The 18302-nt window shown below is 57.5% G+C and carries 8 protein-coding genes; 2 read left to right on the top strand and 6 right to left on the bottom strand.

The window, feature by feature from the left end:
* Window positions 1-41: 41 nt before the first annotated feature.
* Window positions 42-3752 carry an AAA family ATPase gene (locus IFT66_RS08210; protein ID WP_192077289.1) on the bottom strand — a complete coding sequence of 1237 codons (3711 nt, stop codon included), beginning with the start codon at window positions 3750-3752 and terminating at the stop codon, window positions 42-44.
* Window positions 3753-3770: 18 nt separating this feature from the next.
* Window positions 3771-4991: an exonuclease subunit SbcD gene (gene sbcD / locus IFT66_RS08215; protein WP_192077290.1), complete on the bottom strand. Its 1221-nt coding sequence runs from the start codon at window positions 4989-4991 to the stop codon at window positions 3771-3773.
* A 761-nt stretch (window positions 4992-5752) separates the two neighbouring features.
* Between sbcD and IFT66_RS08220 the strand changes: the two genes are divergently transcribed.
* Complete coding sequence (locus IFT66_RS08220; RefSeq protein ID WP_192077291.1) at window positions 5753-6562, top strand: hypothetical protein; 810 nt, start codon at window positions 5753-5755, stop codon at window positions 6560-6562.
* Window positions 6563-6564: 2 nt separating this feature from the next.
* A complete protein-coding gene (locus IFT66_RS08225) occupies window positions 6565-7515 on the top strand; it encodes a 5'-nucleotidase (protein WP_192077292.1) in 951 nt (316 codons plus the stop codon).
* A gap of 371 nt (window positions 7516-7886) precedes the next feature.
* Here the strand turns inward: IFT66_RS08225 and IFT66_RS08230 are convergent, their stop codons facing one another.
* From IFT66_RS08230 to IFT66_RS08245, 4 genes are read right to left on the bottom strand one after another with little or no spacing between them, the layout of a single operon-like run.
* A complete protein-coding gene (locus IFT66_RS08230; protein WP_192077293.1) occupies window positions 7887-9182 on the bottom strand; it encodes an McrC family protein in 1296 nt (431 codons plus the stop codon).
* Window positions 9182-12415 (bottom strand): AAA family ATPase, encoded by a 3234-nt coding sequence (locus IFT66_RS08235; protein WP_249406398.1) that lies wholly within the window; start codon window positions 12413-12415, stop codon window positions 9182-9184. The genes IFT66_RS08230 and IFT66_RS08235 overlap by 1 nt, the downstream gene beginning before the upstream one ends.
* Window positions 12416-12418: 3 nt before the next feature.
* Window positions 12419-15595 (bottom strand): UvrD-helicase domain-containing protein, encoded by a 3177-nt coding sequence (locus tag IFT66_RS08240; protein ID WP_192077294.1) that lies wholly within the window; start codon window positions 15593-15595, stop codon window positions 12419-12421.
* Between the two features lie 2 nt (window positions 15596-15597).
* Window positions 15598-18144, bottom strand: coding sequence for a PD-(D/E)XK nuclease family protein (locus IFT66_RS08245; protein WP_192077295.1), 2547 nt, complete (start codon window positions 18142-18144; stop codon window positions 15598-15600).
* Between the last annotated feature and the right edge of the window lie 158 nt (window positions 18145-18302).

Below are 18302 nucleotides of genomic sequence, written 5' to 3' on the forward strand. Positions count from 1 at the left end.
ACGAAGTATTTGCGCCAAGGCGGAAGGTGGTTGGTCAATCGCTAAGCTTGGTGGACTTCAATGGCGCTCTTCCCACTCCCTTGTTTGTTCACCGCGATACGCGTGGGGATACGCTCCTTCATCGCTTCGACATGGCTGATGACACCCACCTGCCGACCTTGTGACTGGAGGCTTTCCAGTGCATCTATCGCCAAGTCTAGGCTGCCTGCGTCGAGTGATCCGAAACCCTCGTCGATGAACAATGTCGATGAAAGGCCGCCCTTGCCTCCCATTCGTGAAAGAGCGAGCGCAAGGGCGAGGGACACCAGAAAACGTTCGCCACCCGAGAGACTGCGTGTGGCACGGGCTTCATCACCCATATCGCGGTCTTCGACCTGCAGCGCAAGGTCAGCCGCACGGCGCAAGCGGTAACGTGGATTAAGGTCGACAAGATGATGGTTGGCGTGATCGACCAACACGTCCAGCGTGATTGATTGCGCCACCCTGGCGAATTTGTCGCCGCTTCGAGAACCTGCCGCGTGGTTCACGGCCTCCCACACGTCAAGTTCTGATTGTGCCTGTTTGATTTCCGTTTCTAGGTCGGTAAGGGCGGCCCGGGCCACTACATCGCGTTGGAGTTCGCTGTCGATTCCGCCGATGCGTTCGGCCCGCGTACGGATAGCTGCATCGAGTGTGGACAGCGCGTCTGACAACGCTTCCGGGGGCTCTTCCGGCATGCCTGCCGCTTCCGCTTCGGCATGATCCATGCGACGCGAATTCAGCGCGGCGCGGGCTGAAATGACATCGTCGTCAAGCTTGCGAAGACGTTGACGCAGGGCGACGATCTCTGTTTCTTCGAGAGCAAATATTTGGTCCAGATCACCCTGGACCAAATCCAATAGGGCGAATGCATTCGCAAGCGCCGCTTCCGCCGTCTCAAGCGTTTTTTGGGCGCCAGATAATGCATCAGCGGTATTTTCGGCCTTAGCCTGCGCAGCCGCCGAACCATTCATGGCTGTCGCAAAGGCTTGGCGGGCGGTGTCCAATGCAGCTGCCGCCGCTTTGCGCGCTTCGTTGTGGCGGGTTCTATGCGTCGATGTGGCTTCGCCACCTAGGAGCGGCGCACGTTCCGCCTGCAGGCTCTGCAATGCATTCAAACGTGTGGCGACTGCTTCATTGCCCACATCACGGTTTTTGGCGGAATTTTCCGCCCGGCTTTCAGCGGTTGCCATCAGCGGAGCAAGGGAAATGAGTGTGCCCGCGGTTGTTTCGCGGGTTTTGCGCAGTCCGGCGATCTTCAAGACCCGGTTTTCGAGCCGGTCAAAGAGTTCGGGATCCCCCAGTGTTTCGCCAAGTTGCTCCAGCAGCGGCGAAATCGCTTTCGCATGGCGGGTAACTTGTGCCTCGGCAGTTTCGGCCGCGCGCTGGCTGAGCGCGCGATTGCTGGAGGCGAATGCGAGCTTGCTGTTCAGGTCTTCCCGTGCGGCGGCATGGCCTGCAATGATTTTGCGCAGGTCTTCGCGCATGCGGGACACGTCAGCAAGTTTTTGTCGCAGCTCGGCCAGTTTCATTTGAGCTTCAGCCTCTCCGCTCCGTGCGGAGTCCGCCGCAGCCAGTAGGGTGTCGAGCCTGGATACGCCTTCGCCTATTTGACCCGGCAGGGAAGGGCACAGGGGAACTCTCGCTGCCCTGCCCTGTGCTTCCTGCCAATCGGCCAATGCGGTCGTGATTTTTGCATTGGCTGTCTGTGCATTTTTTCCGGCCAGCTCAAGTTCTTTTTGTGCGCCATCCTGAGTACGTTGAGCTGCCGCCTGCTTGTCCCGCGCCGCCTCAACAGCGGCCCGAGCAGCGACAAGGTCGGCACGAAGACTTGCGGCGAGATCCGCCAGGGCACTATCGGCATGTGTCGGGTGATCCTCGGAGCCACAGACCGGGCAGGGGATTCCGGGTTCAAGACGCAGACGGAGTTGTTGGGCAGCTTCGGACACGGCCATGTCGGCGCGCTGGGCGGGAGCGGTGAGGGCGGCGGCCTGCGCGCTCGCCGTTGCCATTGCCTGACCGGCAGAGGCAGCGTCGGTTTTGGCGACATCGATGGCTTCCCTGGCAAGCTTGGCGCTTGTCTCCGCTGCAGCAGCATCCGACCGGGCAAGATTGTGGTCGTGTTCGGCGCGACGCATATCGGCAAGGGCTGTCGCGAGCGTCTGATGCTCCATTCCGCGGCCCGGTGGATGATTGGCTTCGGTGGCGCTCACCATATCTGTATGGTCGATCGTTTCCTGATGAAGTCTCGCTTCCTCCCGCGTGTCCGCCTGTGTCTTGATTGCCAGTTCGGTCAGTGCAAGGGTTAAGTTCCGGATCTGCTCATCATGGGTGGCAATGTCCGTTGTCGCCTGTGTCAGGCTGGATTGCGCTTCGTAGTGCTCGGCAATGTGCTGGCGGGTCTGTGCCCAGCTATCCGCCAATGTGCAATCAGGGGAAAGGCCGGCCAGTTCGGCTTCGGTCACCCGCAGAGTTTCGCGGGTTTCGGTCTCTTCCCGTTGCAAGGTCTGAAATGTATGGAGGGCGTCTGTTGCGTCCTGCTCCAATGCCGCGGTTTGCGAGCGGGAGGCGTCCAGTTCGGACATGGCCGAAAGGATGCGGTTATCCAGCGTGGCTGACTGATCCCAAAGCGGGCCGAATTGCTTGAATCTGTCCTCCTGTGCAGAATGTTCGGCCTCTGCCTTGCAGGCCACGTCTTTCAATACATCGGCATTTGCCACAGCCTCATCAGACAGGATTTTGTGCTTCGCGGCGAGGTCCGTCACCTGTATTACGCGGGTTTTGCTGTTTTGCACTGTCTGCCACGGAGCACGCAGCGGGCCTGCCAGCTCGATGCGCGCAAGCTGGGTGTGATCGGCATCAGCATCGCTTTGATGGGTAACCGCCTGTTCAAGTTCCGCTTCGGCGAGTGTGACCAGCCGGGCTGTTTCAGCATGGCGGGTGTGCCGAGCCAATCCGGCCTGAATTGTCTTTGTTTCCTCGCCTGCCAGGTGATTGGCCTCTAATGCGACAAGCCGTTCCGCCTCCAGTGCCGCACGGCTCTCATCCGTCAGAATGTTGTGGCCCTCGCGTCGCTGTACCAATGCCGAATGCACCCGGCGAGCAGCCTCGGTACGATCATAGATGCGCGATGAGACCGCTCGGTAGAGGCCCGTACCGGTTACCTTTTCCAAAAGGCCGGCACGATCATTGGTGTCGGCGCGAAGAAATGCATCGAAATCGCCTTGTGCGAGCAAGACTGTGCGGCGAAACTCATCATATGAAAAGCCCGTCAGCGCAGCGATTTGTTCGGCGACGATCGAGCTCTGGCCGGCAATGATCTGCCCGTCGGAAGCGCGCGCCAGCGATCGCGAGACGTTCTGCAATTGTCCATCGACCCGATCGCGGGCACGCCGCGCTTGCCAACGAGCAATATAATCCTGCCCGTCGCGTGCGGTGAAACGAACCTCGGCCCAACCCTGTGCGGCGCCGCGGCGCAAGACCGAGCGAGAATCTCTGGCTCTGATGCTCCTGCCGGACGGGTCAGGCACTTCGTCGCTTGCTGATCCTGCAAGACGTGGTGCGTCGCCATAGAGTGCGAGACACATTGCGTCCAGGATTGACGATTTGCCCGCTCCTGTTTCGCCGGTGATCACGAAAAGTCCGGCACCCGCCAGCGGCTCTGTTGTAAAGTCGATAGCGAACGGCTGGGCAAGGCTTGCAATATTCTGACCGGAAATAGAGAGGATGCGCATGAGATAAAAAATTCCCGTTCAGATTTCGGACAGGGCATCGCGAAAGGCGGCCAGATGCGCGGGATCGGGATCGATGCCGTGGGATTGGTTGAAAGCCATAAAAAACAGATCTTCCGGGGACGTATCGGAGAGGCTTGGCGGTGGCGGTTCAGGTGCGGTGACGGCCCCGGGTTTGGTGATCGAAAGGCCGGCAAGGCGAACTGGAAGCGCTTCGATAAGCGCTTCGGCCTCAGCGGCGATCTGGGTTATCGGCCGGTCGGCGATCAGCGAAAGATAAACGAAAGGTTGCGCATGGCGTGGTGTGTCTGGCGACAGATTCAGACTGTGCAGAGCAGACGAGACGTCCGCCAGCGATGCGACACCGTTTTTGGGCAGGCGATGCATTTCTACGGGTCGGGTTAGAGGGATATGCCGCGGTACAAACCCATGATCGAGATCGAGCAGCGTTACACCGTGATCATAGCCAATTTCTGCTGCCGACAAAGGGAAGGGCGAGCCGGAATAACGCACCCGTCCACCGTCAAGCGATTGATGTCGGTGTAAATGGCCGAGAGCGACATAGGATAGAGCGGGCGGGAAGATGTCGGGCGGGACTGCGTGTTCACCACCGATAAGGATACGCCGCTCCGCCCCTTCGGATTCGAGACCACCGGCGCAGGTCAGATGCCCCATGGCAATGAGTGGCAATCCAGCGGCGCGAACCGTCGCGGCATCCGACATCGCTATGTGCAAAGCGCGGACTGCGGCGGTAACCGCGGGTTCGGCTCCGCCTGTCGCACCTAACTGCAGCCCCGGCAGGTCAGCCTGACGCAGGAAAGGCACAGCCAGTACATGCAAGCGAACGACACCCGTGCTGTCACTCAATGGGATGAGGTGCCGGTCAATGTCCACACCACTGACCCCGCGCCGCAATGTGCCCAAAACGTGCACGCCGAGCTCTTTCAATACCGCCTCAGGCGCCTCGAGTCGCTGCGCGGGATCGTGATTTCCGGCGGTCATCACGATTTGCAGCTTGGGATTTGCACGCAAGAAACCCGCGATGGCGGAATAAAGCAATCGCTGTGCTTCGCCCGACGGATTGATGCCGTCAAAAACATCGCCTGCGATGAGCAACACATCAACACGTTCCGTCAAAATTACATCACACAGAGATTCAACAAAAGCCGCGTGTTCATACTGACGAGACCAACCGTTCAGGGTTTGGCCAATATGCCAGTCAGCCGTGTGCAGGATACGCATTGATTGTCTCTCCGGCTTTTTGTCGGACTGCTTCGTGGTAGTGGGGTGGCTCTACACGGAAATTTTCAAAAGTCCTGGACGATCACAACGAGTAATGTTCGGTCAAGGATTGCTGATCCAGAACTATCGCTTCGATGCATACAGTTTGGCCACGTTTTTGTTGATGTAAGAGTTCAAACCGTCACCAGCATCCGCAAGGCGCTTCATCTGTTCAATATGCCTGGCCCCTGCGCTGGCGTAAGTATAGTATATTGGCGCTGGATTCCGCGCTGGAACTCAACTTCAATCCAGTCCCCGCCATAGCGATAGAAAACTACTCCTGAATCGCCGTCAAAGTCGCGATAAGCAGGCATGCCTCACCTCATTTACCTGGGTTGAAAAGATCCAACGTAAGGTCGTCTCGGCGCCGGCTCATCCCTTCACCGAGATGTAGGCACCAATGTTTCGTGTTCCTCAGCTCCTGCCTCGCCTCGAAATGAACCCAACCGCCTCTCGGCATGCGAACGCTGATGACTTCCGTCCTGCAATGGGGGCAAGGGTGATGGTAGGCTCCACGCTTGGATGTTTCATCCGCCGAGTGGCAGACGATGGTCCCGCATACTGAGGTGATCTTCCCGGAGCGAAGACGCCGCGTGTGCGATTTCCTGGGACTCCACCGATGGGTCATCGTGACAGCTCCGTACTCGTTGTTCCGTACGTGTATTTTTTATACGTGTAATTTTTAAATAGACCAAAATACGGAGTCAAGCTAGTTAAATTCCATGAAGATCGATGACCTCAAGTATGCTCAGCGCGAGCGCGTGATTTTTCTGGACAGGTGCTTGACTTGGCGGGGTGCAGCAAATCGGCGGGACCTTATGGAACGGTTTCAGATATCTAGCGCTCAAGCGGCGATTGATTTTCGAACGTACCTGCAGCTTGCTCCGGTTCCACCAGAGTATGACGCTGTGCGGAAGGCCTACATCGCGCGTACAAATCACCAGTCACTGATGCCACCCAGCTTGACGAGCGACTTTGAGGTCTTGGAAGATGCTGAAGACGTCAAAGATGGTTCGGCTTCTGTGCCAAGGCCTTTTCGTCAGGCCGATGCGGCAATCGTGGCCCGACTCTACGATGTGATGAGAACCGGAAAAGCGGTTCATGTTCGATACACATCTTTGACGACAGGCGTCGACGAAGGACAGTGGTTGGTACCGGTGCGGTTCACATCGGATGGAGAGAACGTCCACCTCAGGGCCTTCAGCTTCAAGCACAACGCCTATCGTGAATATCTTCCGATCCGCTTTAGCCCGAAGAGTTCGTTCGACGAACGCCAATTAGAGAGCGCTCTGCCTTTAGATGAAGAGTGGCGCACGCGAGCTCGCATTTTCTTGACCCCGAATGCAGCTCTTTCCTCCGAACAGGCGGCGGTGGTGCGCAAGGAGTATGGTTTTTCAGGTGAGTTTCTAGTGGTAGTGGTTCGTCAGGCGCTGGAATTCTATCTGAAGCGACGATGGCGTCTTGAAGAGAAAAATACACGACTACAGATTGTCAAAACGGAATATGATGTTTGGCCCGAAGGGGGGATCTAGGAATGTCATTAATCAATGAGAAAGGTCGCCTTCTCCAAGCGGCCCCGCTGCGGATTGGAATCTCGACGCGAGCTCTCTTCGATCTTGAGGAAGAGCATGCTGTCTTCATGCGCGATGGCGTGTGGGCATATGCAGAACTCCAGCTGAAACGCGAAGGTCTTCCCATCAACAAGGGCACGGGCTTTGACGTCATCGAGCGGCTTCTCCGACTAAATATCGAAGGCGAGCGCCCATTTGTCGAGGTGGTGCTGCTTTCAAGAAACTCCCCAGATTTGTCGCTACGCGCCTTCAATTCGATCCAGTCTTATGGGCTTGGGATCAAGACAGGAAGCTTCACGAGCGGGCGCCCGATTGGCCCTTACGTTTCTGGTTGGGCAATCGATCTTTTCCTTTCGAACGAAGATGCGGACGTTCGTGCTGCTGTAGGGGCCGGTTCGGCCGCCGCGAAGCTCGGTCCGCCTCCAGTAAATCCAATCGAAATTTCTGAAGACGAAGTTCGAATTGCGTTTGACGGTGATGCGGTCGTATTCAGTGCAGAGTCCGATGAGATCTATAAAAAGCAAGGATTGCCGGCATTCTTGGCGCACGAGCGCGACAACGCCACGAGGCCAATGTCTGGCGGTCCCTTTGGGAACTTCTTGAAGAAGCTTTCGATCCTTCGAGAGATTTACATGGATGATAAGGGCTTCAGCAAAGTTAGAATTGCTATCGTCACAGCACGCAATGCTCCAGCCCATGCACGCGTCGTTCACACTTTGCGCGCATGGGGAACGCCGGCAGACGAAGCGCATTTCGTCGGCACCTTCGAAAAGGCGCCGATTCTCAAGGCATGCGGCGCTCACATCTTCTTTGACGATCAGGAAAAACACGTACTCGGTGCGTCGGCGGTCGTTCCAGCAGGCCACGTTCCGGGCCCCCACCAGGCAGACCATCCAGTCATTCCAGCCGCCTGATTTATCGGTATGTTACCCAACATACTGTGACTGAGACGAATGTGACGCGGGATCATCCTCACCAAAGAACTCGGAAACGTGACCTGTCCTACATTGGACAGGTCACTATCAGTATTTAACAGATTACGCTGAGTTGGAAAACGGGCACCAGGGTCGTCAGTGGCGTGCTGCGACGATGATCACCGGGACAGTGCAGAAGTACAGGTCGAGCATGCAGTCACGCGCCTGCCCGAACGGTGACTGCTTATAGCGCATTGGGTTGGTTCAGTATCTTGGTGTGGCGTGGTAGCGGGTAGTATGTTCAGATTCCTTCATGGCCGGAAGTAGGCATTGAGCTATTTGTATGGTCAAATATTGTGCCTCCGCACCACCTACGCTTTTCCCCCGATTATCAGGTCGCGCAGTCTAGCCACCACTTGCGAGCTGTTTGATACGTCGATGCTTGCAGTCTCGAGGATCGTATCATGGCCGGTGATGCAGTAACGCGAATGAACGGCGTCGTCGGCACCAAGACCGGGATGGTGAGGGTAAAGCAGTGTCAGGCGTGGGGCGAGATAGAGCTGGGCATAGGCCATCATCTGATAGACATCCGCCTGCGAAACACCCTGCTTGGGATCTTCAATCCGAGCAGCGATGCGTTTCCACTTCGTGTCGATAACATGGGCGACCCTGCCACCCTGACGAATGAGGATATCAGGCTTTGTTTGGAACAAGGCGTGTCCGCTGTCCTGCGCGCTTAGGCAAAACAGCCGCCCGCCTTGCAATGAAACTGTGAGCCCCGTTCCCGCTAGCGCCCGGGCGATCAAGCGTCCAACATACTCTTCGAACAGGGCATTCATTTCAAACAGCATCGCTGTGCCCTGACCGGCACCGCCTGTCGTTGTCTGATAACGGTTCTGTAAGAAGAGCCGGGCCATGGCAAAAAGTTCCTGCCAAGACCGGTTGGTGCGGTCGATGACAACCTGTTCCCAGCCCAACGCGGAGATTGGCACGTCCGCGATGTCGGCATAAACGAAAGCTAGCTCACGCAAACGTTGCTGATTGGCGGAACGCCGTGAGATGCGAGTGAGGCACATCACTGCCGCTTTCATAATGCGATTGAGCGGGGTGTCCTCGGACAGGAGATCAAAGCGGCTGGCCAAGCGTGATGGATTGGCAGCATGACGCGTGAACTGACGGGCAATGTCGAGTTGTCCGCGTAAGGTCGGCAGGTCTTCCTCGCAGTTCACATAGCGGCGGGGCATGCCCTTGCGTAAAGCCTCGGTCAACTTGTCGCAGAAGATACGGATCAGGATTTCGAGCAGGGTTTCCCGCTGCCAGGCAATATTGGCAATGACCCCTAGATCGATTTTCAGATCCAGCGCGACCGCCAGCATATGCACTAGGCGCTTGCGGATCGCTGCATTTTGATGATCGGTTGTTTCGCCAGGCGCGACATCAATCTTTGGCAAGATCTCCAGGCTTATATCGCCTGCCGCTAGAATCCCGACGACACCCCGTGCACGCAAGGCATGCCGGCCATGCTCGAGCACGCCGCCACCGCCGCGCCCGGCAAAGGTCGACCGGGCCGCCAGTGCCGCCAGCCTGTCTGCTTGGAGGGCAGGTATCTGACCTTCGTCTTCGCCATAGGGCAGCTTGTCCCACTCGCGAACCGTATAGGCCGGCATCAGGCGGCAAAATCCGAAAAGTCGAAACTGGCTTTGACGCTCCAGCGTATCTTGTCGCCACCAAGTTCATCATCGCCAAAGCCAATGGGCGCAGCCAGCCTTCTGGCCTCGACGAAGCGGGAAGCTTTGGCGTCGGCGCTATCGCCCAGGACAGCTGCCACTTTCGACCAGTCCTCGTAGAAGTATTCAGCCAGAAGCGGAATAACCTTGTGTCGAATGACATCCTCGACATCGGCACGGCTACGGCAATTGGTGAAATATGCGTGGCCGATCTGATGCTCTCTATCGAAGAGATACTCAATCCGTTCGTTGATCGTGTTCAGCAACTTGCACAGGTCTATGCCCTGAAGGTCTGCAGCATCGAGCCCTCTGTTCGCCAAGGCTAGGCGCAGCTTGTCGATATCAGGCATCAGTTCGAGGAACGTGAAGCGGCGGCGTAAGGCGGTGTCGAGCAGCGCGATCGACCGGTCCGCCGTGTTCATTGTGCCAATGATATGGAGGTTGGCCGGTACGCCAAACAAAGTCCCTGAATAGGGAAGTCGGACCCTGATCTCGTTTTCGCAGCCAAGCCGCTTGTCGACTTCGATAAGTGTGATGAGCTCGCCAAAAACTTTGGAAATATTGGCCCGGTTGATCTCGTCGATGATCAGGACGTAAGGTCGGGCTTCCGCGACCGGGCGCTCGGCATGGGGATCAACCACCACCGCTTCGAGGGCATCCCAATCGATCAGGTCTGGATCAAGGCGGTAGACCGATTGTTGGCGGAAATATCGGGCGTAAAAAGGTGCGCGTTCGGCGCCATTTGTATCGCGCCAGATCCAATCTATGCGCCGACGGTGTGGGTGGAAGCTCGCATCCGGATCGAAATAGTAATCGCTGGTTACCCGACCGAAAGCACGGTAACTGTCACGACCATCGGAGATCACGACATAGTCCCCGACTTGGAGTCCTGCGCGGAAAGAGTAGAGCGTTTCGATATTCGGATCCTTCCCGGAAGCATCGGGGTCCTTCTCCTCCTTCCAGGTTTTCCGGATTTCTTCGAAATCGTCGAAGCGCTCATCTGACCAGTCAATATCGCCTCCCCAGCCAAGATGAATCAGGCCATGGTCGAGTCCGTCGCGGATCCGGTCTTCTTGGCTACCGCGTCGACCGAGTGCGATCTTGTAGATTTGGCGCGAACGATCAAGGCGCTTTGCCGGCGCATCACCGGTATCGAGTCGCGCCCTCTCGCTGATGGTCTTGAACACGCCAGCATGGGGTTTGAGACTAAATCCGCCTGATGTGCTTGGACCATCGGTGTCACCTTCCTGTTCGCTCGCTGTCGTCGGTCGAAGTCCTTCAACGAAGTCTTCGTAGGAAAATGATTGGTGGAAGGTGACAAATTCGATTCGTCCCTCGGCAACCAGACGACGATACTCAGCCATCAGTGCATCTCGGTCTTCGCGTAGCGGCTCGGCCACGGCATCGCCAAGGCAAAGCCGCACGGCGTTCAAGGCCGTGGAGTAGGTCTTACCGGTTCCGGGCGGGCCATAAAGGATCAGATTGGTGGCGCGAGACATTTCGGTCAGGGGGGCAAAGGACATGCTTTGGTGGCCTTCCGCTGTAGAGAGCAGGTAGGTGAAGACGGTCGAACTGCTTGGATTTGGCAGCGTGTGCGAAGGCTCTGGAACATTGGCAAGCTTCTGAAACTTCTCGCCGCCGAGCGCGCTGCATATAACGGGGAATGCGTCGCGCAGACCAATGTCGCGGCCGACATCTCCAGCGCGGATTACAGCCTCTGCCATGCCGTTTTCACGGCTCGGTTCTATATAGTAGTTGCGGGCGCAGAGCCGGATGCGATCGGCGTCGCCGATCAGATGCGCATAGCCCTGGGGCGGGGCGACAGGCAAGTTAGCGCCGTCAACGACGATGTATCCAGCATTGTAAAGTCGTGAAGCTGCATCCCCTTTATCCCGCCAGCCGTCATTGAGTTCTGTCTTGCCGCGTAAGAAGCCGACGATGGGTTTGGAGGGATAGATCCGATTGAGCCGCTGGCGCGTCGAGCGCACCCAATTTTCGTGCGGCTCAGCGAATGGCTCGAAACTGGAGACATGCTCACCTGACTGGCGATAGCTGTCATAGGCGTCCATGGCCGCCTCGATCGCCTCGCGCGAAAAAATCACAGCATCCTCTTCCTTGTAATTGTGCACGATCCACAGCGCGCTTTGGATATCGATCATATCGCGCGGCGCCAGACCTCGATCGGCAAACGCCCGGAAGACCGCCTGCATGAAGCGCCTTTCGTCACGATACGTGTCAGCCATGGACGGATGATTAGGAAACCGGCTACCAACAGATTCCAGCCACAGGTCCTGACGTACGGAATGCCGAATGTAGATGCCGTCGTTCGGCGCCAGATGTAGAAGCAGGAATTCGGCGATCTGGCGCGCCGGATCCGGTTTGCCGTCCGGGACGGCTGCAATCCATGTGTCAACAAAACCTTCAAGGGCGGCCGCATGAGATTCAGCCGGTCCAAGCGCAGCATCAATTAGCGCGCGTAAGGCTGGCCAGAGTCTATCGCCGTCGGCATCACCCTTGGCCGACATGGGCCAATAGACACGCCACTGCAGCAGATTGCTTCTGGCAAACACAGTGTTGATTGCATTCGCCAATTCCTGATCGGAGGGACGCTGCGCAATCGTTCTTTTCAGCTCGTCAGCGCTCTCCAGCTTGTAGGTGCGCTCCGCGTCGTCAAATTGAAAGTCCGGTACATCGAACCGTTCGAAAGTTGGAAAAAGGGAGCGTAACCGGTCGATCCAGCGCGTTATCGCAGCCGGGTTGAGAGCCAAGGCGTCGCCCGACTGCGACAACATGCCGAGCACTTGGCGCAAGGCCTCTTCGTCATCGATGGACACGGCCAGACAAGCGCCTTTCCCGAACGCCCAACTGCTATTGAGCCCGGTATGCCTGCCACCCCCAGTTCCTTTGCTTTCGTCGAATGCCCTCGGTCTGGCGGTGATGCCGTTTTCCTCCAAAAGACGTTGCCAGTTGGAACTGAGATAAAAGGTTTGCGCTGAGCCCTCGATACCCCACAGCAGACGCTCACCTGCACCAAATTCGAAGGGCAGCATTTTCTTGGCATGGCCATCGCCCGGGCGTAGGCCGGTGCTGCGGATTATTTCAAGATAATTCTGGCGTTGGGTTGCGTACCTTGAATCATTTTCATCGAGGCGAGCCTCGAATGTCTTCCACATGCACTAATCTCCAAATTCAAGTACGGACGACTTGCTGACATTTGCCAACTCCAATCGCCCATGATCGACCCAGAACACTGCCAGCCCATTTAGTGGATGCTGCGGGAACAACTTTGCCACTAATCCCGCATAGCTAGACAGCTGAGGCCAATACGGACCGAGGCCCTCGCCGATGCCGCCGGATTTGTGATCGATGAGGAGGCACCCCTTTTGACCGATGGCGAGAAGGTCAATTGTGCCTGGGATCTCGGCACCTTGTTGCGTGAAACCGAGAACCGGGATTTCGGCAGCGACGTCCGTATAGCCTTCTGCCGCCAGCCAGTTTTTCAGCGCAGTGGCACGCTCTGAAATCAGCTCGAGTGTATACTCATCCAAAGCCGTGGCAGATGCCAACGCAGAAGTCAGGTCAGGTCGGGTGAGGTAGGTGCGCAATGCCAAATGCAGTGCCGTGCCACGTGCCGCGTCGTTAAGGGTCTTTAACCAAGGCGTGCCAAGAGCGATGCTGTCGGTTTCGGGTACCACTCCTGCGCTTCGGCTTTGCGATGGTTGCAGCCGCCAGGGCGAAAGTGGAATTTCCGCCAGAGGCGTAGCTTGACCAAACCGGAGCGCAACGCCGCCTGCGCCATCGGTATATTCGGTGAAACCCGCAAGCTCTGGCAATTGCTTGATGACCGCAGGGCACTCAATGCCACTCACCGTCAATGAGTTTGTCCCGATCTGGGGCGCGCAGTTGTCTGCAAGAACATGGAAAAGGTTTGTCGCCCCAGGCGCTTCGTTCTCTCGCTCTTTCAGGAAACTCGGCCATTCCAGAACAAGTCGGTCTCGCGCACGGGTGAGGGCAACGTACAACAAATTCTTCGCATTACCCTCAAAATCTGCACGCCGATCTTCGAAAAAGCGGCGCGTAGCCTCAGGAGCTGCGAATCCGGGTGTGTGAACGAGCGCGGCCGAACCAAGCACTATTGCCATATTGTCGAGCCGGTCCAGTGCATCGAAACGTGCCGTCGTGGAACCGGGCCAGTCCTCGATGCCGTTGTCGAATTCAGCGACAACGGTGATTGGCCATTCGCGCCCCTTCGAGGCGTGCCACGTAACAATCTCGACCGCCTCGGCGTTATTGGCGGACGGGTCAGGTCTCCGATCAAAATCCCGCTCACCCGCGCGAGCGTTGAGCCAGCCGAGAAACACCTTTACTGTTTCACCATGGAATCCTGAGGCAGCTTTCAGGTCGCGGTGAGCGTTCTCGAATTCGCTCGCCTCAGCCTCCAGCCGCAAGAGATCTGCGCGCGACCCCGCTGCGTCAGGCTGGCTCTCTGCCCAAAGCCGCAAGCCTGCGACCGACAGCACCAAGTCCAACGCCGTGGTAACAGGCAGACTTGCCACTTGATCGGACAGGGCTGCGAGACGTCTCAGGACCGGGTCGTCTGTCAACCGACCTTCAGTTTGGGCGGAAAGTGTGGCTTGCAGAGAAAGCGGATCGGGGCCAAGCGTACGCAAGACCATCCCGGAATGAACGTCTCCGGGGTTGGCCGCAAACGCAAGTGCCGCTCGTGCCGCGACAATAACAGCGCTCCCAGCCCAGCCGTTCTCGCTGATACGGACTGGGATGCCACGGGCGCGGAGCTCTTCGGCATAGCGGGCAGCTGTGGCGTGCCGGCAGACCAGCAGCGCGATATCCGATGGTCTTGCTGGACGAGCCGTTTTTGTAAAGCGGTCGGTTATTGTTTCCCCATCCTTCAGGATGCCGGCAATGCGCTCGGCGATATGTTCATGTGGTTTTGATGCAGTGCGGACGCCGCGTGATTTAACCGCATTAAGTACCTCTAGTGCCGGACCAGAGATAGAATCGCGCGTCGGCGTCAACGAGTTGTAGCTCTCGGCGAATAGGCCGGCTCCCATCGCGTTGACAAATTGCATCACGGACGGGGTCGATCGCCAGTTACGATCAAGTGGTTGTGTTGCCTGCGGGTTCGCTGCCGCCAGTGCCTGAGACAATCGCGGGTCGGCACCCTGAAACCCCATGATGGATTGCTTCACATCGCCGACCAGCAGCGTGCGGGTCGCATGTGCACCAAGCTGCCACAGGAGGGCGAATTGCACCGGATTGGTATCCTGGAACTCATCGATGATGACACAATCGATCTCATCGAGCACAGCTTGGCGCACAGCGGAATCCGTGCGCAAAAGCCGTTCGGCTCCCGTGATCATGTCCGCAAAATCGATCAACCCCAGGGCTTTTTTACGGCTCTCATAGGCCTCCATCACCTCTTGCGCACAGGCGATCAGGCACGACAGGTGGAGTTTCGCATCAGCAAGAGGTCCGGGGTGGGTGGGCAGTACGTTGGCGGCAGCCATGATGGCGGTGGCAAGATCATCATAACCATCGGGTGTCTTGCTCGTGCGGTTTGACACGAACAGGCTGCGCAGGTCATTCCAAAGCTTCCAGTCTCGATCCAGAAGATCGGGCGAGCGATGAACCCGTTTGAACAGCGCAAGGTTCTTTTCGAGTTTTTCGACATTAGTTTTGGCTGTTATGTGGGCCATGCCGCCTTCCGGGAAGGTGACGAGCATCGTCTGGATAGCTGCTGACAGCGCATTGGTGGCAGCGGTTGGATCTGACAATACCGTGCCATAAACCGTATCCAATCGCGACAGCGCGGGTGCGAGCAGGCCGCGATCGCGGCCTTTGTCTCCAAGACCGCGTAAGAGATCAATCATCGACAGCACCCGGCTGCGCAGAGAGTCCTCGATCGTTTCACCTTTCTGCCAGTTTGCTTCATAGCCAAACCGCTCAGGCTCAGCCTTGATCGGATCCAGCGATTTCGCGTGTGCAAGCGCTTGACGGATCAACAGGTCTCTTTCCGCATCGCCGAGATGGCGTGGTTGCGGTGAGGCACCTGCTGCGAACGCGTGTTCGGTCAGAAGCCTCAGGCCTAGCCCATGGATAGTCGAGACATACGCGCGCTCAACCGCCATAGCTTCAGAAACGAGACCATCCGCGAGGAGCCCGGCACGAATACGTTCACGAAGCTCGCCTGCTGCGGCCTCAGTAAAAGTCACGGCCAGAATACGTTCGGGCTTGACCACACCGCGCTTGATCCAATCAGAGAGCTGGGTCTTGATGCGGTGGGTCTTGCCGGCGCCGGCGCCGGCGGGAACGATCACCAATCCATGATCCATGCTTAATTCTCCTCAATCTGACGAATAAAGGCAGTCACGAGGGCAGAACCATCGGTCAGCGCGTAGGGAGTGAAACCGGCCTCTTTTTTGAAAAAGCTTTCATCCACGGATGTGTTCAATACCACCCGGCCAGCCCCGAGCTCCGCTAGCCGTGCGGTCAGCCTTTCCACTGCGCTGTCACTCACGGCGTCGCCCATGTCTCGAGCGGGGGAGCCTTCGGAAAGCGCTAACCCGGAGGTAAGGAGCCCTCCGTCATTCATCAGGTGATACGCAACAGCAATCCTGCGGCCAATTAACGGATCCATCCCGTCGTTCTCGCGTCGGAGTGGTCGGGAGATCATGTCGCGGTAAAGCCCGGCCTGCAGGTCCCAGGCTGCCTCCATCCGCTTGCGCCGACCAGAAGTGCCGCTTTTCTTGTGGTCGACGACAAGCAGTGTGCCATCTGGCAGCTCGAGGATTACATCTGCCTTGCCATGCAGTTGAATGCCGTGTGCCTCTCCAGCCAGCCAGATTTCATTCCCGACTATCTTTGCATTCAATGCCAAAAGATGATCCCGCCAGCGCAAAGCGGCATGCAGAATTTCACGTTCGAGGCCTCTACGCTCCATCTCCCATGATGGGCTACGCATATATCCGGCATGGCGTGTCAACGCGCGATCATAGGCCTCCGCAACCGCAGCGGCCAGTGTTTCTGGATCTGAGATAGGTTGATCCTTTAAAAAGATATGTTCGAAGACGTCATGGGCGATGTTGCCCTTGGCCATGACATCAAGTTCTTCGGCCGACCAAGACATGTCTTCTGCTCCTATTTCAGCCAGGAACCAGGCAAGCGGGCTGACGAGCAATGTTTCCAGCCGCGAAGGTGATTGCGGCTTTGCTGCTCCTTCATCCGTGCGGCGAAGGGAAAGAAGATCTTGACCGGGAAAGTCCAGAGCCTCGGGCAAATCGAGTTGCGTGGGTAGTGGCGGAAGATGATGATGCGCAATCGGCCAATCAGCTGGCGCGATACGCGATAGGTCGGTGATCAGATCGCTCGCCTCGTCGATGCCATGGATGGACCGTGCAACAAGTGACAGTCCTGCGGAAGGCAGCAATCTGGCGCCAGCGAGATCGCGCCACGGGATCAGAAACGTTACGCTTTCTGAGGTTGCCTGCAGTTGATGATCAAGAATCGCAAGCCCTTGTGCCAGACTCTCGGCCCGCCCGCGCAACGCGAGGCCAGCGAATTTACGAATCACGGAGATTTCGCTGTCCAGAAACATTGGATTGGCGCGTGGGCGTGTTGGATAAAACCCATCGGTGAAGTCGGAGATGATCAAATGGCGGCAGGGGCGCCATGGGCTTTCATGCGCGAGCCACAGACTGACGCCTTCCAGATTGCGGGCTGGATCGGGGCTCGCAGGTGGCATCACCTGAATCCCACGCAGAATTACCTCCCAATCAGGCGAGCCGTCGCCCGGAGGGACCGCGAGCCGGGCTCGAACACGCTCACCTTCGGTAATCTGATCGCAAATACGGTCGAGAAGGAAACGCAATTGCGCCAAACTGCTCGCCGAAGCATGGATATCATCCCACAGTGCTTTATGCGCCGAGTTTGGCGTGAGGATTCCTCCCCGGAAATCTCCGCCCATCAGGATTTCCGCCAAATCTCGCCCAGTCTGAGCAGACCAAGGCATGAGAGGTGAGAGCACGAGGCTTGCCAGTACCATTGCGGGAGTTGGCGGACGTTTCGCGAGTGCCAGATGGAGCGCAGTCTCACCAATGACATCGCGTTTCGGCAGGTCTGCAGGCAGACCGGAAAGCGGTATACCTTGCGCAGAAAAAGCTCGGGCGATCTGGTATGGGCTACCGCCGGTCAGGACAGCAATATCGCGCGCAGGAGTGCCAGCATCGATCAGCGCGCGTGCATGGGCGGCGGCGAAATCTGCGCAGGCCGCAGGATCGCGCAGGCCGTGGAAGGCGAGGCTGCTATCGATTGGGCCAGCCGTGATCTGACCGCTGGCGATTCCGCCTTGTAGTGCGTGCAGTCGGCTGCCAACGGAAGCCGGTCGGTCGCGCGGGGCCGCTGGGACTGAGCCGAACTCACTCTTTAGACGGGCATAGAGCGCCGCCAATGAAGGTGGCGCTAGTGGATCCAGTGAACCTTCGACAACAAGAGTTGGGGTCAAGAAGCATCCATGCGAAAGGTTTAGAACATGGCGCACCGGAGCCAAGCCTTCAGGCAAGGCGTCCCCCAGCTCCCGCCAGAGTCCGACCAATGCCGAGAGATGCTGTTTTGCTCGACTATCAGGCAGACCATCTACTTCAGGTATCCTCAGGTCCGATGTTGCAAAGACCAGATCCTCCAATGCTGCCGTCACTGAGGACATCGTTTCAATTGGCGCATTGGCGAGACTGTCAGACCATACCGGATCGGAGTTGTTGGCGATAACGCGCCCGGGAACCCAGTCGGACGCTTTGGGAGCGACAGACAGTTCCGCTAGACCAGTATCTGTCAGTCTGTAATGCAGTCCGGAGCGTGGATCGGCGACGAGGAACGAATAATGCATAGCAGTCCTTGGGAATGTCTATCTGTTTCAGGCAACATCGTTCGTAACGATGCACAGTATTAATCCGAGATAAGCAAGCGCGTATCGACAGCTTGTAAGTTCGAACATAGTGTGCGTGGGTGTCAATATCTGACATGGTCGTTGTCGAAGGAATTTCG

Origin of the sequence: Rhizobium sp. CFBP 13726 (assembly GCF_014841925.1) — a bacterium.
Lineage (GTDB): Bacteria > Pseudomonadota > Alphaproteobacteria > Rhizobiales > Rhizobiaceae > Neorhizobium > Neorhizobium soli.

Excerpts from the sequence above, each read along its gene's own strand:
- IFT66_RS08210 (WP_192077289.1), bottom strand. The coding sequence starts at position 3,752 with ATGCGCATCCTCTCTATTTCCGGTCAGAATATTGCAAGCCTTGCCCAG.
- sbcD (WP_192077290.1), bottom strand. The coding sequence starts at position 4,991 with ATGCGTATCCTGCACACGGCTGACTGGCATATTGGCCAAACCCTGAAC.
- IFT66_RS08220 (WP_192077291.1), top strand. The coding sequence starts at position 5,753 with ATGAAGATCGATGACCTCAAGTATGCTCAGCGCGAGCGCGTGATTTTT.
- IFT66_RS08225 (WP_192077292.1), top strand. The coding sequence starts at position 6,565 with ATGTCATTAATCAATGAGAAAGGTCGCCTTCTCCAAGCGGCCCCGCTG.
- IFT66_RS08230 (WP_192077293.1), bottom strand. The coding sequence starts at position 9,182 with ATGCCGGCCTATACGGTTCGCGAGTGGGACAAGCTGCCCTATGGCGAA.
- IFT66_RS08235 (WP_249406398.1), bottom strand. The coding sequence starts at position 12,415 with ATGTGGAAGACATTCGAGGCTCGCCTCGATGAAAATGATTCAAGGTAC.
- IFT66_RS08240 (WP_192077294.1), bottom strand. The coding sequence starts at position 15,595 with ATGGATCATGGATTGGTGATCGTTCCCGCCGGCGCCGGCGCCGGCAAG.
- IFT66_RS08245 (WP_192077295.1), bottom strand. The coding sequence starts at position 18,144 with ATGCATTATTCGTTCCTCGTCGCCGATCCACGCTCCGGACTGCATTAC.